At 49.4% G+C, this 25274-nt stretch carries 23 protein-coding genes; 12 read left to right on the forward strand and 11 right to left on the reverse strand.

What is annotated here, in order from left to right:
• Positions 1–58: 58 nt before the first annotated feature.
• Both sigC and C7B82_RS06045 read left to right on the forward strand, forming a co-directional pair.
• A complete protein-coding gene (gene sigC, locus C7B82_RS06040; protein ID WP_106255404.1) occupies positions 59–1303 on the forward strand; it encodes an RNA polymerase sigma factor SigC in 1245 nt (414 codons plus the stop codon).
• A gap of 282 nt (positions 1304–1585) precedes the next feature.
• Positions 1586–2041: a Fur family transcriptional regulator gene (locus C7B82_RS06045; protein WP_106255405.1), complete on the forward strand. Its 456-nt coding sequence runs from the start codon at positions 1586–1588 to the stop codon at positions 2039–2041.
• A gap of 42 nt (positions 2042–2083) precedes the next feature.
• Here the strand turns inward: C7B82_RS06045 and C7B82_RS06050 are convergent, their stop codons facing one another.
• Positions 2084–3004, reverse strand: coding sequence for a peptidoglycan-binding domain-containing protein (locus C7B82_RS06050; protein ID WP_106255406.1), 921 nt, complete (start codon positions 3002–3004; stop codon positions 2084–2086).
• 734 nt (positions 3005–3738) lie between these two features.
• Between C7B82_RS06050 and C7B82_RS06055 the strand changes: the two genes are divergently transcribed.
• The 8 genes from C7B82_RS06055 to C7B82_RS06085 all read left to right on the forward strand — a co-directional run bounded on the left by C7B82_RS06055 (position 3739) and on the right by C7B82_RS06085 (position 12046).
• Positions 3739–4044, forward strand: coding sequence for an RNA recognition motif domain-containing protein (locus C7B82_RS06055; protein WP_106255407.1), 306 nt, complete (start codon positions 3739–3741; stop codon positions 4042–4044).
• Positions 4045–4231: 187 nt separating this feature from the next.
• Positions 4232–4420, forward strand: coding sequence for a 30S ribosomal protein S21 (rpsU, locus tag C7B82_RS06060; RefSeq protein WP_106255408.1), 189 nt, complete (start codon positions 4232–4234; stop codon positions 4418–4420).
• 65 nt (positions 4421–4485) lie between these two features.
• Positions 4486–4722 (forward strand): DUF3134 family protein, encoded by a 237-nt coding sequence (locus tag C7B82_RS06065; protein ID WP_106255409.1) that lies wholly within the window; start codon positions 4486–4488, stop codon positions 4720–4722.
• Between the two features lie 344 nt (positions 4723–5066).
• A complete protein-coding gene (locus C7B82_RS31345) occupies positions 5067–5552 on the forward strand; it encodes a hypothetical protein (RefSeq protein WP_146141065.1) in 486 nt (161 codons plus the stop codon).
• Positions 5553–5672: 120 nt separating this feature from the next.
• Positions 5673–7913, forward strand: coding sequence for an alkaline phosphatase family protein (locus C7B82_RS06070; protein ID WP_106255410.1), 2241 nt, complete (start codon positions 5673–5675; stop codon positions 7911–7913).
• 521 nt (positions 7914–8434) lie between these two features.
• Positions 8435–9451, forward strand: coding sequence for an aromatic ring-hydroxylating dioxygenase subunit alpha (locus C7B82_RS06075; RefSeq protein ID WP_106255411.1), 1017 nt, complete (start codon positions 8435–8437; stop codon positions 9449–9451).
• 2 nt (positions 9452–9453) lie between these two features.
• Positions 9454–10869 carry an amidohydrolase gene (locus C7B82_RS06080; RefSeq protein ID WP_106255412.1) on the forward strand — a complete coding sequence of 472 codons (1416 nt, stop codon included), beginning with the start codon at positions 9454–9456 and terminating at the stop codon, positions 10867–10869.
• A 241-nt stretch (positions 10870–11110) separates the two neighbouring features.
• On the forward strand, positions 11111–12046 hold the full coding sequence (locus tag C7B82_RS06085) for an IS5 family transposase (protein ID WP_106255413.1): 936 nt from the start codon (positions 11111–11113) through the stop codon (positions 12044–12046).
• Positions 12047–12297: 251 nt separating this feature from the next.
• Here the strand turns inward: C7B82_RS06085 and C7B82_RS06090 are convergent, their stop codons facing one another.
• The 6 genes from C7B82_RS06090 to C7B82_RS06115 all read right to left on the reverse strand — a co-directional run bounded on the left by C7B82_RS06090 (position 12298) and on the right by C7B82_RS06115 (position 19591).
• Positions 12298–12618 (reverse strand): alpha/beta fold hydrolase, encoded by a 321-nt coding sequence (locus C7B82_RS06090; RefSeq protein ID WP_181357367.1) that lies wholly within the window; start codon positions 12616–12618, stop codon positions 12298–12300.
• Positions 12619–12818: 200 nt separating this feature from the next.
• The gene (locus tag C7B82_RS06095; protein WP_106255415.1) at positions 12819–13094 is read right to left on the reverse strand and encodes a transposase; all 276 of its coding nucleotides are present in this window, start codon (positions 13092–13094) and stop codon (positions 12819–12821) included.
• Between the two features lie 274 nt (positions 13095–13368).
• Positions 13369–14823, reverse strand: coding sequence for a beta-barrel domain-containing protein (locus tag C7B82_RS06100; RefSeq protein ID WP_219904072.1), 1455 nt, complete (start codon positions 14821–14823; stop codon positions 13369–13371).
• A gap of 172 nt (positions 14824–14995) precedes the next feature.
• Complete coding sequence (locus tag C7B82_RS06105) at positions 14996–18043, reverse strand: ABC transporter transmembrane domain-containing protein (protein ID WP_106255416.1); 3048 nt, start codon at positions 18041–18043, stop codon at positions 14996–14998.
• Positions 18044–18162: 119 nt separating this feature from the next.
• Positions 18163–18900 (reverse strand): peptidylprolyl isomerase, encoded by a 738-nt coding sequence (locus tag C7B82_RS06110; RefSeq protein ID WP_245939757.1) that lies wholly within the window; start codon positions 18898–18900, stop codon positions 18163–18165.
• Positions 18901–18985: 85 nt separating this feature from the next.
• Positions 18986–19591, reverse strand: coding sequence for a cytochrome b (locus tag C7B82_RS06115; protein ID WP_146141067.1), 606 nt, complete (start codon positions 19589–19591; stop codon positions 18986–18988).
• A gap of 598 nt (positions 19592–20189) precedes the next feature.
• On the opposite strand from C7B82_RS06115, the gene C7B82_RS06120 reads away from it, so the two are divergent.
• Both C7B82_RS06120 and C7B82_RS06125 read left to right on the forward strand, forming a co-directional pair.
• Entirely contained in the window at positions 20190–20885 is a 696-nt protein-coding gene (locus C7B82_RS06120; RefSeq protein WP_106255419.1) for a response regulator transcription factor, read from the forward strand.
• Positions 20882–22327 carry a sensor histidine kinase gene (locus C7B82_RS06125; protein ID WP_106255420.1) on the forward strand — a complete coding sequence of 482 codons (1446 nt, stop codon included), beginning with the start codon at positions 20882–20884 and terminating at the stop codon, positions 22325–22327. The genes C7B82_RS06120 and C7B82_RS06125 overlap by 4 nt, the downstream gene beginning before the upstream one ends.
• A 35-nt stretch (positions 22328–22362) precedes the next feature.
• On the opposite strand, the gene C7B82_RS06130 is transcribed toward C7B82_RS06125, so the two are convergent.
• The 4 genes from C7B82_RS06130 to C7B82_RS06145 all read right to left on the reverse strand — a co-directional run bounded on the left by C7B82_RS06130 (position 22363) and on the right by C7B82_RS06145 (position 25092).
• Positions 22363–22920, reverse strand: a complete 558-nt coding sequence (locus tag C7B82_RS06130; RefSeq protein ID WP_106255421.1) for a hypothetical protein — start codon at positions 22918–22920, stop codon at positions 22363–22365.
• 90 nt (positions 22921–23010) lie between these two features.
• Positions 23011–23856, reverse strand: coding sequence for a calcium-binding protein (locus C7B82_RS06135; RefSeq protein ID WP_106255422.1), 846 nt, complete (start codon positions 23854–23856; stop codon positions 23011–23013).
• A gap of 441 nt (positions 23857–24297) precedes the next feature.
• Entirely contained in the window at positions 24298–24576 is a 279-nt protein-coding gene (locus C7B82_RS06140; protein ID WP_106255423.1) for a hypothetical protein, read from the reverse strand.
• Positions 24577–24723: 147 nt separating this feature from the next.
• On the reverse strand, positions 24724–25092 hold the full coding sequence (locus C7B82_RS06145) for a hypothetical protein (protein ID WP_339375084.1): 369 nt from the start codon (positions 25090–25092) through the stop codon (positions 24724–24726).
• Positions 25093–25274 lie beyond the last annotated feature (182 nt).

Genomic DNA, 25274 nt, shown 5'->3' on the forward strand with positions numbered 1-25274 from the left:
CTATTAACAAGCAGCTGACTGAAGCCCACTCTTACCCGGAGCAACTGAGACGAGCACTATGCCAGCATCTTCTTTTTACGCTGAAGCAGAATACGACGAGCAGCTACATGTCCAGGGTTTTCGACCAGGTGATCCCGACGAGGAAAGCACGGCAGATGATCTTGTGAGCATAGAGATGGAGTACGCTGACGCGGCTACTCTCCAGCGCAATGCTAGTCGCCGTACAACCGATCTGGTTCGTCTATACCTCCAGGAAATTGGTCGCGTTCGTTTACTCGGTCGCGACGAGGAAGTTTCGGAAGCTCAACGCGTCCAGCGCTACATGCGTTTGCTAGAGCTGCGAACAGAGGCCGCCGAAACAGCGGGTGGCCCCATTCAACTCTACGTGCAACTAGTTGATGCACACGATCGCCTTGCTTCCCACATGGGGCATCGTCCCTCTCTAGAACGATGGGCGCTTGAGGGTGGCGTTACTGTTGCAGACCTAAAACCTGCCTTGGCAGAAGGAAAGCGGCACTGGGCTGAAATCGCTAGCCTGACGGTTGACGAGCTGGAAGACATACAGTCCGAAGGCGTCAAAGCAAAAGAGCATATGATCAAGGCGAACCTGCGCCTCGTTGTGTCGGTTGCTAAAAAATATCAGAACCGTGGTCTGGAACTGCTCGATCTGATTCAAGAAGGCACATTGGGGCTAGAACGCGCTGTCGAAAAATTTGACCCCACCAAAGGCTATCGGTTTAGTACCTATGCGTACTGGTGGATTCGTCAAGGCATTACACGGGCGATCGCGACCCAGAGTCGCACCATTCGCCTGCCCGTTCACATCACCGAAAAGCTGAACAAGATCAAGAAAGCTCAGCGCAAAATCTCTCAGGAAAAAGGGCGGACTGCTTCCATTGAAGATATTGCTCTAGAGCTGGAAATGACTGCTCCTCAAGTACGTGAAGTGCTGCTGCGCGTACCTCGCTCGGTTTCTTTGGAAACCAAAGTGGGTAAAGAGAAGGATACGGAGCTAGGCGATCTTCTAGAAACTGATGATGTTTCGCCTGAAGACACCCTGATGCGCGAGGCACTCCGCCGTGATCTACAGCAACTCCTGGCAGACTTGACCACTCGTGAGCGAGATGTTATCCAGATGCGTTTTGGCTTGGGCGATGGGCATCCCTACTCGCTGGCCGAAATTGGTCGTGCCCTTGATCTCTCACGTGAGCGGGTACGGCAGATCGAAGCCAAGGCTTTGCAAAAGCTACGCCAACCCAAGCGTCGCAATCGTGTACGCGATTACCTAGAGTCTCTGAGCTAGAGCACTGGTCAAGCAACCGGGTTTCTTCCAGCTGCGCCACCAAGGCTTAATGTGCCGAGGACAGAAACTGGGTTTCTTGGCTTAAATGACTGGTATCTTAAATTACAGCCCTTGATCTCTATGTAGAGGTTAAGGGCTTTTGCTTTTGGCAAGGTCTTCCGCCAGAACCGCTATCGCCACACAATTCTCCATAGCACAAATTCTCAATAAAGTGCGCTACTTGAAAATCAGCGCGCTATTGTGTATCATTCTCATTAATGCAAAGTTATTGAGAAGAAGGCTATGGCAGTTTCTTACACAGTCACTTCACTGAAAGCAGAACTGAATGAAAAGGGCTGGCGGCTTACCCCTCAACGGGAAACAATTCTGCAGGTCTTTCAGAATCTGCAGAAGGGCAATCACCTAAGCGCCGAAGATCTTTATAATCTCTTGCAAAATGACGGGGAAGCAATTAGCCTTTCCACCATTTATCGGACGCTCAAATTAATGGCGCGGATGGGCATTTTGCGAGAGTTAGAATTGGCTGAAGGGCATAAGCACTACGAACTTAACCAGCCCTCGTATCACCATCATCACTTAATTTGCGTACGCTGCAACAAAACGATCGAGTTTAAGAGCGATTCCATTCTTAAAGTCGGTGTCAAAACGGCACAAAAGGAAGGCTATCACCTATTAGATTGCCAACTTACCATTCATGCCGTTTGCCCCGTTTGTCAGCGATCGCTCCTGCCTATTTAAGTTGGAGCAAGAGCTAGCTCTAGCTAGAGACCGATTCTGAATCTAAAAATAGCGCACCTGAGCATCTAACTTATTTGCTCGGAGCAGTGATGCTCTCGCCTCAGCAATGCCCTTTTCAGCAAACGCTCCTGCCCAAACATAGCGACCCAGGTTAGAAGAGGTATACACTGCCCCAGGCTCAAATCGCCGCACCTGCCAGAGTATAGAGCTACTGCTTGCTGGAACGACGACGACAAAGCGGTTGTTAACGCCAGCAACTGGGCGGTTACTGCTTGGAGGGATGTAACCACCGTTGTCATAAGATGGATAGCCTGGATCAACGGGTGGCGTATATCCTGCATTGACACCGCTAGCAAGAGCATTCCGCGTTGCTGAACCAACAATGCCATCGGCGGCAAGGCGATTGGACGCTTGAAATTGACGCACAGCACGGTCAGTTGCTGGACCAAAGACGCCATCAACAGCGACATCGTAACCCAGATTTCTCAACTGCTGTTGGAGCGCACTAACTTGAGAGCCTCTGCTGCCGAGCCGTAATCCACCGCTATAGCTGATGTTTTGATAGTAGTTGCCGCTGTTGCTCGATACTGTTTGATTTCTGAGTGCTCGTTGCGTTGCAGATCCTGCGATGCCATCGACGGCCAATCCGCGTGCCGCTTGAAAACGACGAACTGAGGCTTCTGTAATAGAACTGTAAATACCAGTTGAACTGCGATCGAAGTAGCCTGCTGATCGTAATCTGTCTTGCAAGGTCGTAACGGAGGGACCCCGATCGCCCACTTGAAGTGCTGATGCGTGTCCAGCAACCGCCAGGATCGCTACGGGAACCAACAGCTGCAGCATCAGTAAGCTAGCTTGGCTAGACAATTGCTTTACATTCAACTGCTCAACATCCAACGTCAATTCGCTTGCCTCAGGATCGTCGTACGCGCAAGCAGTGTGCAAATAAGCAAAGGTTTCCATAAATCTCCCGAAAATTGTGATTGGCTGGCTTACAAACCGAGAATAGAAATTGATCCTAACCAAAATATTAGCTTTATTAATCGCCAAAGGGAAGGATCGGCAGCAAGATACGTTTCTGTTTGCTACCTATCTTTGAGGTTGCGGGAGAGTCGCAACTGCCATGACATACTTTGGGCTTCAAACTATTGCTTGAAATGTCGTTGCCATGAGCGTGTGGGTTGCTAGCAGCAGACATTTCTTCTGAGGCCTTACTGACAGCTTCCTGAGCCTGGTGGCACTTATAACACCATGTAGTCGTTGCCTCAAGCTGACTGCTTATAAAGCGTTTATGCTCGATGGGAATGCTTCTAGTGAACCTTGAAGCGTTCTCAAGGAACGACCTGATGGTGAGAAAAGTCACTCACAGAGACGGACGATCGAGGCTTGGAGTCGTTGCGTTGCAAAGCCATTCCTTTAGCTTCGAGCAACGCCTAGCCCTTCGCACCCGACTCCGTTCGTGTCTGATCGTCGCAACATCGAATGGCTCGAGCCTAACCGAGCCTGCTTTTAAAGCAACTTCGCTTTTAAGGAGCCTTTAAAATCTGTCTAACGGTAGAGCCACACTCTTGAAGGTAAATGTGCTCTTTATTTTGTGTTAGCCTGAGAAAGAAGAACTATTTTCGGCTGTGTAATTCGTGATTGCAAGCGTCTCTCCGAATCTATACCTCTGCAACCTTTGATTCTGGAGAAAATTCATGTCTGTTTACGTCGGCAATCTGTCTTACGAGGTTACGCAGGAAGATTTAACTCGTGCCTTTACAGAGTATGGTACGGTCAAGCGCATTCAATTACCAACTGACCGTGAAACGGGTCGTTTGAGAGGCTTCGCCTTTGTTGAGATGGATACTGAAGTTGAGGAAACTGCTGCGATCGAGGCACTCGATGGCGCTGAGTGGATGGGTCGCGATCTTAAGGTCAACAAGGCAAAACCCCGCGAAGAGAGAGGCTCGTCTGGTGGTGGTAGCTGGGGCAACAAAGGGGGCGCTTCCAAACGCTATTAGTCGTTCTCACTCTAAGGTCGTAAACGGTAGGTTGTAGTCGATCATTGCAACAAGCCGTCGCTGACCATTAAGAGTCTGCAGCAGGCTAAGGACTTAACTCTAGCGTCTAGAGGGCATATCAAGCGATTGCCCTCTGCTTGACAGCTGTTTTGTAGAGATAGTGTCGCTAATTTATTGAGGGATTTATATGGCGCAAATTATTCCCGGTGAAAACGAAGGGATCGAATCAGCGCTGCGCCGATTCAAGCGCGAGGTTTCAAAAGCAGGGATTTTTCCTGATATGAGAAAACATCGCCATTTTGAAACGCCGATCGAAAAGGAAAAGCGCAAAGCGATCGCAAAGCATAAACAGCGTCGCCGTAAGTTTCGCTATTAGTTGCAAATCATTTTTCAAGAACGATTCACCTAGTAGTCATAGTAGTAACGAACTATAAGGAAGCAATGGTATATAATCCGTCACTTCAAGAAGAACCCCGGAATCAGAAAACACGGCTGATTCCTCCCAATCAAGTAGAACCGCTGCTTAGCTGGCTAGAGCAGAATGGACGGCTGATCTCGCGTGGTATTGATGCCGATCATGACAACGCGGTTGCAGATGAGTTGATTGACGAAATCGTTGATACAGGCGCATACAGCGATGATGACGACGATGATGTCGAAGATTTAGATGATGATTAGTGCCGCTTTTTTGAGTCTGTGCAAAGCGCTAGGCGCAGAAGAGGCGCTAAGCTAATACGAACAGGACGCAACAATTTGACACAATGAACCCACTTCCGGCATGTCGGAGGTGGGTTCATTGTATAAGGGGCAGTGTCGGTAGAAGGATCAGGTTGATCTTTATCCCAAAAAAGTTATAGAAAACTGCTGTTCAGAGGCTCGAACTACAGGTAGCCTAAGCATGAGAGTGACGAGATGACAAAATGATCGGTGTTTGACCACGCGATCGTTAACAGAATCGAGGCAACATGCAGCCACAGACGGGATGTTGCAACAACACTTATCAATCAAGCCCATTACCGCCCATGCTGAGACGTTCTTACTCTCTAACGGCACTTTTGGCTGCACTGGCAACACTCATAACTGTACTGGCGCAGGGGCAACCGCGTCCTGCTTTGACAAACCCGGCAACACCGAAAAGTTTCAGCGAGCGACTGTCCGACTCCACTGTGCCCATTTGTTATATCCAGTTGGAAAATGGCCAATTAAGAGATCTCCGAGGTTTGTGTGGTAAAAGATTAAACAGTCCAGTCCGACCTGGAAGCCTTCAAAGACCGAACATACAATCTGATGTCGATGCAGAGGTCGATGAATCGGCTCCAAGGGCTACTCCCAAGCCTCAGCCAGCGTCCTCGCAGACAAACCCCACCAGCCCTTCACCACAGCCCACTGCTAGCCCTTCACCACAGCCCACTGCTAGCCCTGGCAACGTCCAGAGATTGCCTGCTAATCCTTCGACGATCGCTCCTAGTACACCGCATCCACTAGAGATTCGAGAAGATCGTGATTAAGGGACGATCGTAGCGAAATTAGCACGATTTAAGTGCTCCCGTTAATGCTTCCATAGCATTCGCTTAACGCATTGCTGATAGTGTGTTGAACTGTTCAGGCATTTCAAAGTGGCAACTGTAATGAGCAGTAAAATCTGGCATGGGTTCAGTCAACGCACGTGGGTACAAAGCATCGCCTGCGCGTTTATAACAGCCCTTCATCAAGCGTATCAATTCTGGAGCCGTCATGCATTCAGGCGTTTATTAGCTGTTGTCTTCAGCGCGTTTTTTCTCGTTGTCACAACCCATGCAGTGATCGCTCAAGGTTCAAGTGTGCCTAGACCCAAGGTTATTCTCATTTCATTAGACGGGGCAACGCCCGGTTTAATGAATGAATATTTAAAAACGGGTGTACTTGACTCCAACACAGGCTTAGGCTTACTCAAGCGTCGTGGTGTTGTCGCGCAGCGCAATGTCACGTGTAATCCATCCCTGACAGCGGCCTGCCACGTTAGCATCGGCACAGGTTCCACAACGGTCAAAACCGATGTTGTGGCCAACAGTTTTCACCTAATTGCCAGCCCCTTTACCCGTAACGTCAGTGGCTTTGCTGCCCCCATTGGCGGCTACACCGTAAAACCCGTTGGCCCAGCAGCACAGCCACTCGCAGAACCAATTTGGGTGGGGTTGAGACAACATGGTAAAAAAGTGGTTGCAGCGACGTTTCCTGGTGCGGATGGTGCTGAGATTACCTTGGCTGGCGCAGGTACGCCTGTGCTTCAAGCAGCGACCGATCGCACCGTTGATTACACTATTCCCTTTGGAGCATTCGCGGGGCAGGGTGCCAAAGGCTTTAGCTTAACAGCAACGGATTTTACGCCTGCACCCGGTCAAACAATCGGCCAACTGGAAGCGGCTGGCAAAAAGTCTTATAGCCCCATCTTGCAAAAAACGACCCCTCTGGATACCTTTGCTATCGGCACTGTGAACTACACCATCCAGGTGGCGGCGTTGGATACCACGAATGATGGGAGCGGTAATTACGATACGCTGGTCTTTTTTGATGCCTCTACAGGCATTCAGCCAGGTCCGTTTAGCTTGCCTGCAACGGGGCCTGCGTATGTTAAAGCAAGCGATCGCGCCTCGGCTCTCTTTTATTTAGAAGGCAGCGCCACTAAAGCAGGCACCGGGTTTTACGTCAGCACGCTGGCGCCAGATTTGACCACTGTGAGAATTGCCCGCTACTCTGCCAACGCGATTCCTCGCAATACGCCTGTATTGGCAGATGTCGATGACATCAATAATAATGTTGGCTTCTGGGCACCCCAAGCTGATTTCCGCATTCCTGAGCGTCTCAGCCCTGGTTTTACGACATTTCCCGATGCTGACCTGGAAGCCATTTACGAAGATCAGGTACGCACCTTTGTGGCTTATCAGACCCGTGTGGTCTTGCGTGCAATCGCCAAAAACCCTGATGCTGATTTGGTACTTGCCTATATTGAACAACCCGATGGTTCAGAGCACCAGTTCCTGGCGATCGACCCACGTCAAGCGACTAACTCAACCAATCCAAACACGATCGGCGCTGGACAGGATCAGGCGAAACTGGCACGCTACAAAACCTATGTTCAAGCGGCGTATCGCATTGCCAATCGTTCTGTGCAGCAAATCATTGACACAGTCGGTACAACTCGCAAAGGCACGCCCAAGAGCAATATCATTGTCGTTTCTGACCACGGCTTTGCTCCCTTTCATACAGCTGTTGATTTCAACGCCCTGCTGAGAAAGAACGGCATTGATTCCACTAAGGTTCGTGCGATTACTTCTGGGCCTGCCGCCAACATTTACATCAATCTCAAAGGGCGCGAGCCTGATGGCATCGTAACTACAGAGGAATATATTGTGCTTCAGAAGCAGGTCGTCAAAATTCTGGAGGACTTTGTTGAGACCAACCCAAACTATACGAAGCGTGAAAGCAAGCCAATCTTTGACAAAATTCACGCTCGTCCCCTACCAAGTGATGTGAACGATCCATCTTTTGGTTTGGGCACCAGCCAGTTTATTGGTCAAGATTCAGGTGATGTCTTTGCCACTCTCACTGAGGGTTACAATTTTGATGGCACCCAAGCACCTGTTGTGCCACGTTTAGGCGATGCACCAGAAACAACCCCCGTGCTTTCCGTGCCTAACTTCTATGGCGCACATGGCTACGATCCAAAACAGCTCAACATGAGTGCCATCTTCTTTGCAGCAGGGCCCAACATTCGTCGCGGGGATCTACAACAGGTACGCAATATTGATGTTGTGCCAACGATTAACAAACTATTAGGTGTAGAGTCTGCTTCAACGGTACAGGGAAAAGCTCTAAGCATTGACTCTTGAGTCGTTCTAAAGCCCTGCGATCGAGGTTGTTAATCCTCGCTGTAGAGACATGCTGTAGGTCTCTACAGCAAGGATTTCTATAAATGATTACTTACGCAGAAGAGATGCTCCAGCCTCCTTAAAAAGGGGGAACAATTAAAGCCCCTTTTTTAAGGGGGATTAAGGGGGATCAGCATCGGTTGATAAATTGACCAATGCATCGAAAGCCTTGTCATGATGTAACAGCCCGCTCGTGATTAGAAATCTGAGTTAACGCTGCAACTCGTTGAAACGGGTTAAAAACTTGTTCTGGCTTTCAGTGCCTTTAGTGGACTTTAACCCTATTTAGACCGTGATTTTCAATCACATGTGGGTAACGCGATGAGCGAGGACGATTCAACTATTCTCTAGGCAGAATCGATCGCGTTGATTCCACTGTGATTTGTGAGGGTGTTCGCCCGACTACTGTTTGCGCGATCGCCTTCTCCTAAAATCAAACATGATTGCCAAACGCAACGACTGCATCTTGAATCTACAGACCCATGCTGATCACCCAACAGCCTATCCTTAAGCGCTTCTGGTATCCTGTCATGCCAATCGCCTCTCTCCAAGAGGCTCCCCAGGCGTTTACGCTGCTGGGGCAACCACTGGTGCTATGGCTAGATGGCGACGGCAAGCCAGCGGCAACAGAAGATCGCTGCTGTCATCGATCGGCACAACTCTCCAAGGGACAGGTCATCGACGGCAATATCCGCTGTCCCTATCACGGGTGGTCGTTTGATGGCACGGGTGCCTGCGTCAAGGTGCCTCAACTCACCACTGATCATATTCCCCGTACCTATAAAGTCAGCGGCTATCAGTGTAAGGAACGCTACGGCTACGTGTGGGTCTGCATGGGCGAGCCTCTGCATGGCCTTCCCGATATTCCTGAAGCGACTGATACAGGGTTTCGGCAGATTCACGAGTTCTACGAAACCTGGCATGCCAGCGGCTTGCGGATTATGGAAAACTCCTTTGACAGCGCCCACGGAAACTTCGTGCATGCGCGATCGTGGGGCGACATGAGCAACCCTGTGCCACCACCGATCGACGAAATTACTGACACTGAAACAGGCTTTTTAATGAAGCATTGGGTCGAAGTCTTGAACCCCGACCTGCAAAAGCAAAATCTGGGCATTGCCGACGAGAAAACCATTCGCACGAACGAACGTCGCTGGTTTATGCCCTTTGCCCGGACGCTCAAAATTCAGTATCCCAATGGCTTGATTCACCTCATCTTTTCTGCTGCTACGCCGATCGACGACAAAACCTCCCAACTCATCCAATTCTGCTTCCGCAACGATACTGAAGCCGATGCGAAAGCGGCAGATGTCATTGCCTTCGATCGCACCGTCACCCAAGAAGATCGTGAAATCCTGGAAACGACTGACTACGACGCGCCACTCGACATTTGCCAAGAGCAACACATGGCATCCGATAAACCTGGTATTCTAATGCGACATAAGCTCGCTGCCTTGCTGAAAGCGCACGGCGAAGTTGAGCAACGTCGCCAGGATTGATCGTGACTTATACCCTTCGTTCGGCTCTGATTCCCGTTGAGGATAGCTACGCTACTGTTGATGTTCAAATTGAGGGCGATCGCATTGCGGCGATCGGTGCTAGCTTGCCTACGGTGGGAACGGCGATCGATGCCGAAAACAAGCTGCTGCTGCCTGGTTTCGTTAACGGGCACGCTCACTCCGTGCAGTTTTGGCAACGCGGACTCATCCCCCAACTGCCGCTAGAGCTGTGGCTAGCCGATGTTTTTGATACCTCTCCGACTGAGCTGGAGCAAACCTACCTGGGTGCTTTGGGTACGGCCATTAGCACCTTGCTGTCTGGCGGCACCTGCGTGATGGATCACCTGTATGTGATTCCTGGGCAGGAACTTGAAAGTATCGCAGCGGCGTCCCGTGCCTACAAGGAAGTCGGGATTCGTGCCTTTATCGCGCCGTTAATTCAGGACATGCCTTTTGTCTCTGGCTATCCTGAAGGCGTCAAAACGCTGCCTCACCAGCCGTATCACCAATCCACCGACGAACTGTTGGCGCTGATGGAGGCGATCGTCGCCCAATCGCACGCACCAGAAGACGGCATTCAAATTGCGGTCGGCCCCACTGGCTTTCACCGTTGTTCGGATGCGCTGTTTGAGGGTTGCAGAGATTTGAGCGATCGCCACAATCTCTGTCGCCACATTCACCTGCTGGAAACGAAGGCACAAAAAATGCTGGCACAGGAGCGCTATGGCGGCAGCGCCGTTAAGCATCTCCAGCAGCTTGGCTTTCTGGATCACCGTACATCGCTCGCACATTCCATCTGGCTTGATGCTGCTGATATCGAAGTTCTGGCAGAAACCAAGTCCACTGTGGTTCACAACGCCCTCAGCAACCTGCGCCTGGGTAGCGGTATTGCGCCTGTGCTGAAGTATCTGCAAGCCGGAGTCAACGTCGCGTTTGGCTGTGATGGAGCCGCCAGTAACGATGGTCAAGACATGCTTGAAGCCATCAAAATTGGTTCCCTGCTACATAATGTGACTGACCCAGACTACAAGCACTGGATTACGCCCCGCAAAGCCGTTGAAATGGCGTCGATTGGTGGTTTCACAGGAGTGAATCTGGCAGACCAGGTTGGCTCTCTCACCGTTGGCAAGCAAGCCGATCTCGTCCTTTACGACCTCAAAAATTTGTCCCTGCTACCCCGCACCGATCCCATCAAGCTGCTCATTCTGGGCAGACCTAATGCAGCTGTGGATAGCGTTTGGGTACGCGGTCAGCAAGTGTTCGCTGATGGCACGCTGAAAACAGTGGATACCAGCCACTTTACACAGACTGTCTTTAACTACGGAGAGGTTTACAGTAAGCCACAATACAAAACCATCCACCAAGTGGAAGCGCATTATCGGCGAGTAATGGGGTTAGCTGAATGCGGTGATGCTTAATGGGTGGTTGAGCGATCGTTCACCTCAAATCAGATCTTGAATCAGACCTTCGGCTTCTTTAACTCGACTTTAGCCATTTGGGCGGAGAAATAGGCTCAACAAAATGTAAAGAAAATGGAGTCAAGCCAGAACAGAACAGTAGGCTTGGCTCCATTGTGATTGTTAATGGCGTTGTTGCATGAAAGAGGGGTTGCGGGCGGGAGAGCCATGGTAAGTTTCAATTACCACACTAAAACCTGCCATGAAGTCTCAATACCGTGTCCGCAACTGGTCTGAGTATAACGCTGGTCTCAAACAGCGGGGAAGCCTCACCTTCTGGATCGATGAATCGGTGCTGGAGCAATGGAGCGACCCAAACTTGAGCGGTAAGCCTGGAGCGTCGCTCTACTATAGTGACTTGGCAATTCTGACGATGGCGACCGTGAAAGCGGTGTATCGCCTGGCAGGGAGGCAGTGTCAAGGATTTCTAGAGTCCATCTTCGAGTTGATGGGGATTGCGTTGACGGTGCCAGATCACAGCACCCTATCGCGGCGGTTGGGGAAACTCGATGTCTCTTTACCCGTGATACCGAAGGAGGGTGCACGTCATGTGGTAGTGGATTCGACTGGGGTGAAAGTGTATGGGGAAGGGGAATGGAAAACTCGGCCACATGGGATTAGTAAACGCCGCACCTGGCGCAAACTGCACCTGGGAGTCGATGAAGCCACTGGAGAAATCCTGGCAGCAGTCGTGACGACCAATGATTTCCATGATGGCGAAGTCTTGAACGATGTCCTAGAGCAGATTGAAGGGGCGATTGAGCAAGTCTCCACCGATGGAGCCTACGACCACAGTCATTGCTACGATGAGATCACCAAACGAGGTGCCAAGCCTGTGATTCCACCCCGCAATGATGCGGTGATTTGGCAGCATGGCAATCGCAAAGCCCCGCCTCATCCGAGAGACGAGAATCTGCGCTCCATCCGCAAGCATGGGCGGAAAAAGTGGAAGCGGGATGCGAATTACCATCGACGATCCTTAGCAGCGACCACCATGTTTCGCTTCAAGGCAATCTTTGGCGGCAATGTGAATTCTCGTAAATTCGACAATCAGGCAGTCGAATTATTCATCAAGTGTGCGGCACTCAATCGCATGATCCAAATTGCTAAACCCGATAGCTATGAGGTCAAAGCTTAATCTAATCTCTCTCAAGTAAAAATCTGGCTGTTTTCTTAATCATGCAACAACGCCGTTTGATCCTCTAAATTTTGGTGGGTTGATGGAGGGCGTTTTCAACTTAACCGGGCAGGTTCAAAATTAAGCACAAGCATTCCTGAATCGTCAGGTGTGCTCAAACTATACGGCAGAATTGGACCCAGCGACTTCTCGCCAACCCTCAAATCGTTGGCGAAGTTGTTCGCGGTTGCTTTCCATTCATTTCAATTTAATTACATTCCTTGGTTTACTAGAAAAGCTATGATCTCATTCGTCATCCTTTGCGGGCTTTCGAGAGGAAGATGGTGTCCGGCATTGGGAACGATCGCTAATTGAGCATTAGGAATCAGAGTTTGCATCTCCTGAGCTAGAAAAGACGGAGTCGCGAGATCGTTTGCACCCACCAGAATGAGGACTGGCGAAACAACGTTTTGAAGTTGGCTACGAATGTCTTGACGCGTTAGCACTGCTGCTTGAGCAGCAAGTTGAATACCCTGTAGGTCGTGATTCAACATGATTCGGCGTTCATCTTCTGCTTCGACTGGGTGCTGCATGATCTCAGATCTTGCAGCATTCTCGATAAGCCCGATTCGGCAGAGATTTGAGGATAATTTGAAACCCATATTGAGTTGCAATGTCAGTGCGGATTTGGATGTACTTGAGTAATTGGAGCCAGACAATCGAGGTGAACAAGCTCGTTAAGGCTAAAGCACTCGCGGCTTGCCAATCCAGGGTGGGCGGTAAAGACCATTGGTCAATCCAATGGGCTATAGAGATAGGCAACGAATGAAAGGATGAGCCAACGATAGATGCTAATTTGAGTGGATTGCCCAAAGCGATGGAGCCCAAAGCGATGTTTGATGGTCTTAAACAAGCCCTCAATGGCCCAGCGTTTGCGTCCTAACCGCACCAAGTAGACGCCTGAGAAGGATGAGTCGAAACCACAAAGCGCAATGCTCGCTTGCCCTCGGCTCGTTTGAGCCAGAACCAATGGCTTGGTTGATGGGCATGAGGTATGCCCATCTCGCATTTCTCGCTTTGCTGCCTTGGCAGATGATGCACCGTTGGGTGCAATTTAAATCTGACTGTAGTACCTTCTCCAACAGCACCCGTTGCTAAAACTAAGCCTCCTTGTGAGGTAAGTGTACCAACACCAAACATAGATCCCACTCGATCTAGATAGGTTGTACTTCTAACATCGTTAAGTGGGGCTGTACCTTGAGCAAACTTAGTCACACATCGCGTTATTTGTGTTTGCTGTAAAGTCGGGATGCACTACCTTGTCGCATCGTTGATGTCGATTTCTATCTCACAGTCCGCAGGCTTTCCACTTGCTTGGTAAATCCATCGGTGAAGATGCTCATAACCGTGCGTTGGCGTACCTTGATGTTGACGCTGACAGACATGCCCGATCGCAGCGGCACTTGACGACCTTGAATCAATAGAAGCTGCTGATCAAGCTGAACGTTGGCTGGAAAGCTGTAAACCGGACGTGTTTGAGTTGGTGGTAACGCATCGGAGCCAATCAAGGTTAGTTGCCCTTTGATACCACCAAACTCGCTAAAAGGAAAAGAATCAATTCTGACATCAACGGGCATTCCCGTTTGCACAAAACCAATATCTTTGTTGGTGATATACACCTTCGCAACGACAGCATTCTCTGGCACAAGTTTGAGAATTGGTTCGCTAGAGTTGGTGACAAAACCTGCATTACTTGCTTTCAGATCAAAAACGATCCCTGCTACTGAGGCACGGAGTTCCTGATATTGCAGTGTCACTTTTGCTTGGCTAATTTGGCTGTCAATTTCAGCAATTTTTTTCTTGTTTTCCACGATCGCCTTATTCAATTGACTGTCAATTTCAGCAATTTTTTGCTCATTGTTTGAGATTTTAGTCAACAGATCTTGAGTCGAAAGCGCCAGAGTATTTTGCACTTTTTGTTGAGATTGAGCGATCGCCAGCTTGAGACGTTCCTGTTCCTGCATCAGTTGATCGACTTCGGATTGAAGGTTACGCACTTCCTGCTGTTGTCTGAGATATTGTAGACGAGAAATGCCTCCCTCTTTAGCAAGTAATGCCAGATCACGAAAGATTTGTTCATTGACTACTAAATTATCTTTAGCACTGGCTAACTTCAATTGATTCTGTTTAAGTTGCTGTTTGATTTGGGCTGTATCTAACTGGACTGTAGCACTTCGAGACTGTTGCTCTACTTGACTCGATCGCAGACGTAATTGCTGCTCAGACGTAAGGCGCATACCCGCTGTTGAGCCGTTGAGCGCTGCTCGATCGAGCTGAATTTCTGTGACTAATGTCGATCGATATTGAGTCAACGACACCAGTTCTGCTGGTAGATTTTGCTGGAGTAGTACTTGATCGCCACCCGAAGCTAAACCATGTATCTGGGCATAATAGAACTGATTTTCTTGCATCAACGAGGTGCAGATTTTTTGCAGAGAAATTAGTTGGGCTTGAGCCACAGTTGGATCAATGGAAAGCAAGCGATCGCCTTGCTTCACTTGTTGCCCATCCACCACATATACTGCCTTTACAACGCCATCAATGGGAACCTTAATTTCTTTGACTGCGCCTTGTGGTTCCAAAATACCTGTCGCTGGAATCGACTCCTCAATTTTGGCAACACTCGCCCAAACGAAGCCAAAGCTTGTCACACTAATCAAGCCCCAAACAATGGCACGAGAGAGAAGAGGCGATCGCTTTAAGATAACGGGGCGATCGAAGGGATGGGTGGTAGTCATGGTAGTTGAGTATTGGCTGTTGGCTGTTGGCTAACAGCTAATAGCTGGCTGTTAGTTGTTAGCTATTTGAGTGCATTCTGACTAGTAGTGGTATTTGTAACGGAGATTGAGTGGTGCAAGATTTCAGAAGTTTGAGAATTTGGCAGAAAAGCCATTAGCCATTAGCCAACAGCTAAGAGCTAAGAGCCTCTTGCTGCCGATACAAACAGTAATAGCGACCTTCTAACGCCATCAATTCTTCGTGAGTGCCTTGCTCTACAACCGAGCCTTGATCCATCATCACAATTACATCGGCGTGGCGAATGGTGCTGAGGCGATGGGTAATGAAAAAGACAGTACGATCGTTGAATGCTTCTATCAAGTTCAAACAAACGTGTCGTTCAGCGTCGTAATCTAAAGCGCTGGTGGCTTCATCAAGAATGAGCAGATGTGGGTTTTGGAGGACGGTACGGGCGATCGCAATGCGTTGTCGCTGTCCGCCAGAGAGTGCTGCACCGCGCTCACCGACACGAGTGTTGTAGCCATTGGGTAGGTTCATAATGAAGTCGTGGGCAACCGCAACTTTGGCAGCGGCGATGATCTCCTCCGAAGTGGCATCGGGATGATTGAGGGCAATGTTTTCTTGCACCGTGCCTTCAAACAACAGCGTGTCTTGAGGTACAACGCCAATTTGCTGCCGTAGAGAATAGAGATCTACTTTGCTGATGTCGTAGCCATCAATGAGAATGCGACCAGATTCTAAAGGATAGAGACGGGGCAAAAGTTTCATCATTGTGCTTTTACCAGAACCACTGAGTCCGGCAATACCCACAAAGGCTCCTGCGGGAAAGGTCACGCTGACGTTATTCAACTGAAGTGAACCGCTGGGATGGAAACGAAAGGACACGTTTTCATAGGTCACGGTTCCTTGGATGGTGGGAAGGGGAATGTTGTGACGTTGATGTCGATCGCTCGAAACATCGGTTGCATCGCCTTCAACGGGCGTATCAACAATATCACCCAATCGCTCTAGTGCAAGGGCGGTCTGTTGGAAGTTCTGCCACAGTTGCGTGAGACGCAGGAGTGGACTGGTGACATAACCAGCAATGATGCGAAAGGCAATTAACTGTCCTAGCGTGAGTTTCCCTTGCAGCAAGAGAGAGGCACCGACCCACAGCACCATCAAACTCGAAAGTTGGTTTAAAAAATTGCTGGTGGAACTAGCAGCCGTTGAGGTGAGAACGGTCTTAAAGCCAGCGCTGACATACCGTGCATAGCGATCTTGCCACTGCCAGCGCGATCTCAGTTCAAGGTTTTGTGCTTTCACCGTTTGAATCCCGGCTAGCACTTCCACCAGGTAAGACTGGGCTTCAGCATTACGGTCTGCCTGGGCACGTAATTGTCGCCGCACCAAGGGTGAAATCAGCGTCGTCAACAGGGCAAAGATCGGCAGCGTTGCCAGTGCCACCAGTGTTAGCTGCCAACTGTAAAGGAACATCACCCCAATGTAGATGATGGAAAAGATGGCATCCATCACGCTCGTCAGCGCAGTCGTGGTCAAGAACTGGCGAATATTTTCCAACTCATGCATTCGGGTTGACAGTTCCCCCACTGGTCGTCGCTCAAAATAGCGCAAGGGCAACCGTAATAGATGATTGATGATTTCGGCGCTGAGTGCCAGATCAATCCGATTGGTGGTGTCAACCAATAAATAGGTGCGTAGACTACTCAGGATTGCCTCAAAAATGGCGATGACGATCAGGAAAATGCCCAGAATTGGCAAGGTGTCGGGGCTATTTTGCATCACCACTTTGTCGATGATGACCTGCGTCATAAGTGGGTTTGCCAGCCCAAAGAGTTGCACAAACAAGGAGGCAAGCAATACCTCAATCAGCACTTGCCGATAGTTGGAGAGGAAAGGTAGAAACCAGGTTAGCCCAAATTTCTGCTGCGGTGTGTCTGGCGTGGATTGCAGTAGAAGAACGTCGATCGCCGTTGACGTTTGAAGCGATGCTGCATGGTCGCCGTGATCAACCGTAACTACTTCTGTGATCAGATCATTTGGCTTGCGGCGCACGATGCCAGACTCTGGCACACCCAAAACGATCGCGTTCTCACTGGCTTCATACAGAACGGCAAAGCTATCGTAATAGCGAATGAGAGCGGGCGTTTGTAGACGACTGATAGCTTTGAGCGGCACACTCACCAGTTGGGCATTCAAACCCATCATTTCTGCGATCGCGCCACCCAAAGAGAGCGAAAAAGAGCCAGTGCGCTGCTTCTGGTTCGCCAGAATTTTACGAACCACATCGCGACGGAAGGGTAAACCCAGATGGTTTGCCAGCATTTGGAAGCAAGCCAGGGTAGTTTCTAGCTCGCCTCTAGCGCGTACATAGGGGTATTGCCGTTTGGTTCGCGTGGTTGTCCGATCGTCCTCTAGAGGTTGGTCAGGCGCATAGAGAATCTCTGTGATCGGCATAGTTTCCAAAGGTCTTTCACGCACTAAAAGCACAGACGGGGAAAGTGCGATCGCGGGAATGCCAAGCAGACGAATTGTTCCAGCAGGTGGGCGAGCCTTGTCAAGTTTGTTAGGGTCAAATTGACTACCAATAGGCACAGCGGCGGAAGTCTCACCACCGCTGACGATCCAGGTGTGATCAGGTGGTAGCGTGTAGCGCGATCGCTCCAGGTGCCGACGCAGGTTATGGACAATCGCTTGAGACTGCAACGTGAAAGCAAACTCCTTCAGATCGCTGACTCCCGCAGCCTTCAAAATGAGTTCGCTGTCTGCCCGGTGCTGTAACTCTGCTCCTACCAGGTCAAACACTTCAATCAGAGCTGGCTGATCGTGAAAGTGGTCAGCAAACGCCTCTTCCTGTGCCATCAGTGTCAGGAACTCAACAGCCGCTAGAGTGAGACAAATCGCTTCGGTAGACGCGATAGCGGTTTCACAAGCGGCTCCACGCACTAAGCCGACCCAACCAATCACGGCACCCGCTTCCAACCGTTGCAACGTGACTGGGAGTTGTTTACCTGGTTCATAACCCAGCAGTCGCGCCTGACCCTCATAGAGAATGGCAATCTGAGCAGGCAGCTTTTCTCGCAGCACAATGGGCTGACCCATGCGGTAGCGCAGCAGTTGTGTGGTTTTCGCGAGTCTTGCTAACGCGATCGATGAGAGTTGATTGAACGGTGCGATCGTGGCCAGAAATGCTTCCGTTGTATTGGTGGTATAAGTCATAGGGCTGCTGGCTGTTAGCTATTGGATGTTGGCGATTGATTAGAGAGAAGGGAGAAATTGAGAATATTTGCCTGTAGTTCTGGCTGTTTAACTAACAACTAATAACTAATAACTAATAACTAATGACTAACAGCTATCCCACTCAACCACTCCTCAAACAATTCATTCAGTAACCGCTGTTGAGTGGGTTCATCTAGCTGGGCAGGTAGCAACATTTCCAGTTGCACAATTACAATCCACTCTTCGATGCGAACAGGGGTTAAAAGCTGACCGGGTTGGCTAGTGACCAGTCGTTGAGCCAATGTGGGATGCAACGTGCCTAATGCCACTGGACCAAGTAAGCCTCCCGTTTGGGCTTCGACTCCCTGGGAATACTGCTTTGCAACGTCTGCAAACGACTGCTCCCCTGCCTGGATGCGAAAGAAAAGTTCCTGGGCAACCTGCCACTCGTGAGTGCGAATCAGAGAGTAAATGACCCGATCGAGTTGGTCTTTGCGCTTCAGGAAGTAGGATTCCAGTTTGTGTCCCCATTGAGCGTGCTTAAATTTCTCAATTCTGAGCGATCGCGTGATTAGCGCTTCCAGTTGTGTCGCGGTCATAGCCTGCCGCACTAGCCGAGTTTGCAACTCCTCTTCTGAGCGAATCTGGTTCTGCTGATAGAATTGCTGTCGAGTCTGGGCAACTTCTTCTGACGTATAGGAAATAGAGTCAATAGCAGCATCGATCGCCATTTCGCGACGCAGTTTTGACAGCATTTGATATCTTGCTAACAAAGACAGAATTTGCTCAGAAGACATTACTAAATCATCGATCGATTGAAGCGTAGAACTATCTGTCTTCATCAAATGATTGACCACTACCCATCTCCTCAAAAACTGTTGCCAACCATCATTAAGTCCGTGCTTTACAGCTAACGAGCTATTAGCCATCAGCCATCAGCCATCAGCCATCAGCCTTAGCAAGAATTTTTGCTAAGAAGAAGCCCTTGCTCATACTTCTCCGCACAGTTTTCCAGTGCGCCAGAATATGTAAAACGATAAACGCCAGGAAGATGTAGGACGACCAGAAGTGAGAGCTTCTCGCAATCGCCGTCCAATACGCATTGAACGCAAAAACGGGTGGTACATGGATGCCAAAAAGAGTGGTATTCAAGCCGACAAAATTGCGGAGTAAGAAGCCACTGACAGGAGCCACCAGCATAAAGAAATACAAGCTGCTGTGCAGCATCGTTGTTTGCAACCAGTTGACGTTGACTTGAGGCGATCGCTTCAAATACTTTTGTCCAACTAACCTTAATAACAAAACAATCCTGGCAATGAGCAGCAGCAGAGATAGCATTCCCAGCGATTGGTGAAGGTAGGGCATTAACCATGCTGAGAGCAGAGGCAGGCGATGAACGACAAAAATACCCGTGATATAAAGCGAGAAAATGAACGCTGCCATGATCCAGTGCAAACCCATTAAATGCTTGAATGCTGAGTTTTGATGCTTTGGCTTTTCTGTAGCTGCTCTCTCTGTAACTTTCTCTGTAGCTGTTGTCAGATTCACGAGGCTTATTTCCTCAAAGGGTTGCCTCTTACCTTTGTGGAAAGTCTTTAAAAATTTGTGAAACAGGGAAATTTTTGGATGCTTACACGCGCAAGCTATGGTTTAGGTCTTTAGCTTGATCCATTCATAGATTTTTAATATCTGTGATAGAAGTTGAAGAGATGATCAGTCGATGGAGCATTCAGGGGATGTCTAGATTAATCGGTATCGTGATTCCGTTCGGTGTCTTCGTAAATCTGGCAACGGGGCTGATGGTGCTTGTAAATTTCTCAACAGGTTCTTCGATCGCCCACTCATTCATTCCTCAAACGTCTGCTCAAAGTCACCCAATAGAACGGCATAAAAACTGTAGAGATTTTTGAGTTTGCAGTTTCTAATGTGCTCCTTGTGTACTTCCCGCTTAACAAATCCATGCTAAAAGATTTAAGCAACTCAGTCAGCCAGAGACAGAATCAAACCAGATGTGCTAAGAGCCATTAGCTAATAGCTCTTAGCTTTTAAAGAGCTTTGGTTTGTTTAGATCACTCCACTCAACAGTTTTGAGCATCGAAAGGTTCGGTCATGTTGCTGCTTTGTAAAGTCTAAAAAGTTGAACATTATGCCTGCAACCGTCACTGTATTGCTCGTTGAAGATGATGTCAGCTTACGTGAAACTGTACAGCTCTACATTGAACGAGAGGGTTTAGCGTGTTTAACCGCCAGCAATGGGGCAGAGGGGGTCGCGCAGGTGCAGTGTTTTCGTCCCGATCTGGTTGTGCTCGATCTAATCTTGCCAGATATTAGCGGCTTTCAAGTCTGTCAAGAAGTGCGGGCGTTAGGGTATTTTGTACCCATTTTGATGTTGACGGCGCGGGCAGAGGAGAGCGATCGCGTGCAAGGCTTGGTGCTTGGAGCAGATGATTATTTGACCAAACCCTTCAGTGCAAAAGAGTTGATTGCACGGGTCAAAGCCCTCATCCGACGAGCATACAGCCCAGGCTATCGCGAGGTCAGACAAACGCAGGGCATTGCGATCGACCCAAACCAACGTCATGCTTTTCTCAATGGGGAACCGCTGGATTTGCGCGGCAAAGAATTTGATTTACTCGCGCGACTTGCTGACCGTCCGGGACGAGCGTATACTCGCGAACAACTGCTAGAGCATGTCTGGGGTCTCGATTTTGTGGGTGATACGCGCGTTGTTGACGTTTACATTCGCAAGCTGCGGGAGAAAATTGAGTTAGACTCCTCGCGCCCAGACTACATTCAAACCGTGTGGGGCGTTGGCTACCGCTTTCGAGGCACTGAAGGATGAAATTAAGAAGTGTTTCTAGTCGGCTCACGCTCACGCTGTTGTTGGTCACACTGGGCAGTCTGTTTGGGTTCTCGTTAATTTTAGGGAAAGCGCTGGAGCAGTTTTTTGTCAAGGAAGCTGAGGTCACGCTGCGGCGACAGGCAGATGCCTTGGCGACACAAGTTCCCACCCACTGGGATAACGCACTCACCATTCGTCAATTGACAGACTTGATGAGCGAGCAGGCACGATCGCAGGTCACAATTTTCAACACTGCTGCAACGACCCGGCTGACCAGTCAGGGGGTGAATCGCGGTCATGCTGTAGTACTCCCCAATGAGCTGATTCGCAAAACTCTCGCAGGATCACCGCAAGCTGGACGCTTGTGGATTGCTACCGATCCTAAAAATAGCTGGTGGCTCTACAGCACAGTGCCGCTGCGTCATCCAGAAACGGCTCAAATTGTCGGAGCCGTTTACCTCACCATGCCTCTCCGTCGTCCCAAGCGGTTCGCGGAAGAAGTCCAGGGCTTGGTGATGGGCATGGCGATCGCTGCCACAACGGTTGCCGCCGCGACTGGCTTTTTACTCTCCCGTACTTTAACCCGACCGCTAAGAGCCTTACACAGACAGGCTCAACGCCTCGAAGCTGGCGATTATGAGGCGCGGTCTGCCCTCAAAGGACACGATGAACTGGCGCAATTGAGCCATCTGCTCGACCAGATGGCAGCCAAACTCATGGAAACCTTGTCTGCACTTCAGGCGCAGGAAACCGCCCGACGCGAGTTGGTTGCCAATGTCTCCCATGATTTACGCACTCCCTTAGCCGTTCTGCGGGTTGAATTAGAGGCAATCCTTGATGGCGTGGTGACTGGAGAAAAAGCGCAACTCTACTTACAACGAGCCTGCTATGAGACAGATTACCTGACTCGACTTGTGGAGCAACTGTTGTTGTTAGCCAAAGCCGATGCAGGGCAGCTTCAAATCCATCCCCAAGTGGTTTCAGCTACCGCGATCGCCCAGGAATGCCTGTCTCGGATGCAACCCTCCGCGACTCAGGCAGGGTTAACGCTCGAACTCGCAGCGGCTTCTACCAAAGCAGCAGTTTGGGTTGACCCAGAATTAACCGGGCAAGTGGTGTTGAATTTACTGGACAACGCCATCAAGTATGCACCTGAAAGTGAAGTCGTTTGTCTGAAAGTGCTGCCACCTATGGAACGCGATCGGCAGCACTACATTCCCCTTCAGATCCAAGACCAGGGTAAAGGCATTGAAGCCAACGTGCTGCAACGCCTTACAGAGCGCTTTTACCGAGGCGACAATGCTCGACCTCGAGGCGGCATGGGTTTAGGCTTGGCGATCGCCCAACACGTCTGTCACCTTCAAGGCGGCATGATGCATATCAAGAGCCAGGTAGGGCAAGGAACGGTTGTCACACTCCTATTACCTGTTGCTGCCGGATAATCCAAAAATAGCTAACAGCCAATAGCTATTAGCCGTTAGCTATTGGCTTGTTCACGTGACCGTTTTGCGATCGGCATAAAATCGTAGGTGGCATAAAACTCAGTTCGATACGCTTTCCAGGCGGTTCGTTCAAGTGCCCTATTTACAGCGCGTAAGCGATCGGGCGGTACTGCTAAGGTCACAACTTGCCCAATGCCCATGACGACATACCAGGAAACGACATTGACGCCTTCAGGCGGAAACGCTTTCCAGTAGCCAGATTGCTTGAGTTCTGCAAGAATTTGGTCTAACGTTTTGGATTGATCGTGTTTCAGAAAAACCGTGAGTAAAATTGCACCATCAGGAACGCCTGTTTCGGGGTTGATATTGATGCTTGATGGGCTTTTAGTTGGAGCTTGAGCCACGATCACGTTAGTAGCATTTGCCAAAGAAAGCGTCTGATTCTGCTTCATCCGATCCGCTACTTGAACCGTTGTGATGGGTAATGCCATTCGATTCGTATCGTGGGCGATCGCCACACTAATGAAGGCAACGGAAACCACAATGAAAATGGTTAAAAGCAAAAAAAGACGTTGAATGGGTTTAGTGGTCATTAAGCAACATCCACTCGTAGTAAACTTTATAGGTTAGATCTCCGGCTTCTTTAAGAAGCCGGAGATCTAAAGAAGTCCGGGATCTAAAGGTTAAACCAAACTGAAATCTTTAGCCGTGAAATTGTTCAAGTTTGCAATACCAGCGTCCCCAGCTTGATTAATCAGGTTTGCCAAAATACTGATGTCGCCACCATTCGCAAGATCTTGAGAATAAACCAGGCGGCTAATGCCTAGCGTTGTGTTGAAGTAGATGAATGCGCCTTCTTTAGCTGTAATGGCAGGGTTATCTGCGATCGCCTTTGCCGCCGTTGGCGCATTCACAAATGGATCAAGTTGCACAATAAAATTGGCATCGGCGGCAATTTGGGCAGTGACTCCCTTCTGGAAAGTAAAGTTAGTGATGCCCAGATCGGCACCATTAAGGGCAAACTGATCACGACCAATTTCATAATCGGTAATGTTATCAGCTTGATTCACAAAGCGAATACCAGTTGCTGCATTAAGTATTGGAGCGGCACCTGCAAAAACATCACCAGCAAAGCCAAACGTATCGGCACCATTACCGCCAGTCAGGGTATCTACGCCTGTTCCGCCAACCAGTACATCTCTACCATTACCTCCTAAGAGTGTATCAGCGCCTGAGCCTCCGTCTAGAAAATCGCTGCCCTGACCACCCTCTAGTTGATCATTGCCTTCCTCGCCAAACAGAAAATCGCTGCCTTGATCACCAAACAATTGATCATTGTTTTGACCACCAAGAAGTATATCCGTTCCTTTACCACCAAACAGTTGATCGTCCCCTGCCAAGCCTAAGATGACATCATTTCCTGTCTTACCGTTCAGCATATTGTTGTCAGCATCACCGACTAGAATTTCGTCCAAAAGGCTCTTGGACTGATGGGTATGACTGACATGAACTTGTCCTAGCTTTGCCATTTTAGCTCCTACTATTTCTCAAGGTTGGATGTGGAATTTAGTTAGCTTTGCGAGCTAGAACAAGCTTGAGTGAAAGGCGTTAAAAATGTATGAAAAGGGCTTAGTTTGTCGAGTAGGGAGAACGCCTCCGATGCTTAGGCTTAGGTTGTCTTCTCTGTTATTCTCGCCTTTCTCTGGTTGGCATTGCTCGTGCCACCTAGGTTTCTGAACAATGGCTGCAAACCTACGCCGCCTTTATAGCAACGGAGAAAAAATGGTCGCTAAGGCTACAACTCCTGTAGAGTAAAGACTTCTAGTAATTGCCTTGATTGCGCACTTAAATGGTTGAACTGTCCCACTTTTGCTGCGAATGGGACAATGGGTGCTGCAAAACCCTGATTTTACCTTGCTGTAGCTTGCTTACTGTCGCCCTTCCAATCACCGAAAACGGGACATTTGCCCTTAGCGACAGAAAGATTGCGCCAGCCAGATCCGCACTTCCTGCTCAGACTCTAAAACGACAGAGTCTCCTGTAGCAGGATTGTAACCATTCCACCATAGATTGCCGGATCGATCGACACTTTGCCAAACTTTTAGTTCAGGCTTATATGTGACCACGTCCATCAGATCCTGCCACATTTCTCGTAGCCACATTCCCAAGGTTAGCTGGGGTTGAACTGGATTGGGTTCTGATGTGGAAAACAGTTCCAATGCTTGATAAATCATCTGTTGCGTTTTCATGATGAATCTCCATTAAAGAAAGTATTGCTGATGTTCTAATTAGTCACCAGGTTGAACTACAAGTTGAACTAGATTAAACATGAGACTTGTTGCTTAATAAAAGGTCGTAGAAGTGGTGCACAGACTGTCTTTCCCTTCCCTCTGCCGTTAAGCAGCTTCCAAATAGAAGTTCCATAACCCTGCGGCGGTCAGCATGAGATGATCATCGGAATCAGGCACACGATGCCGATAAATTGCCGATACTGCACCATCACGCTTCATCCCAGCATGGGCATGTTCGTAGACCACCTGCTGAGCACTGAAGGCTTTGTTCTGCTGCTTTTGCTGTTCAGTGAGTGCTTTGCCTCTGGGCTTTTTAGGGGGCAAGTGGATGTTGACAAACTCGTTTTGCAAGCCCTGGAATCCTAAAGCGCCTTCCACTGCAACCTGATCTGGAATGTGGCCCACCCAGTCTGCTTCATCCAGTTGCCGCTGCGAGTGAAGCTTCCCAGGTTGCGCTTGACTCAACACAAGCACTCGCTTGTTTCAAGTGCTGCCCGTGATGTGCTTACGAGTAGGCCGTTTCTTCTTGCCAGAGTCAGGCTCCTTCTGCTTTTCGTTATCCTTGGGACGTTGCACAGGTCGTTCTGTGCCAGCGAAAAGCACCGCCTTAACCTCTGGAAACCGTTCGCGAAACGGCCCCATACGTTCCAGTTTGC

It is taken from the genome of Stenomitos frigidus ULC18 (assembly GCF_003003795.1).
Lineage (GTDB): Bacteria > Cyanobacteriota > Cyanobacteriia > Leptolyngbyales > Leptolyngbyaceae > Stenomitos > Stenomitos frigidus_A.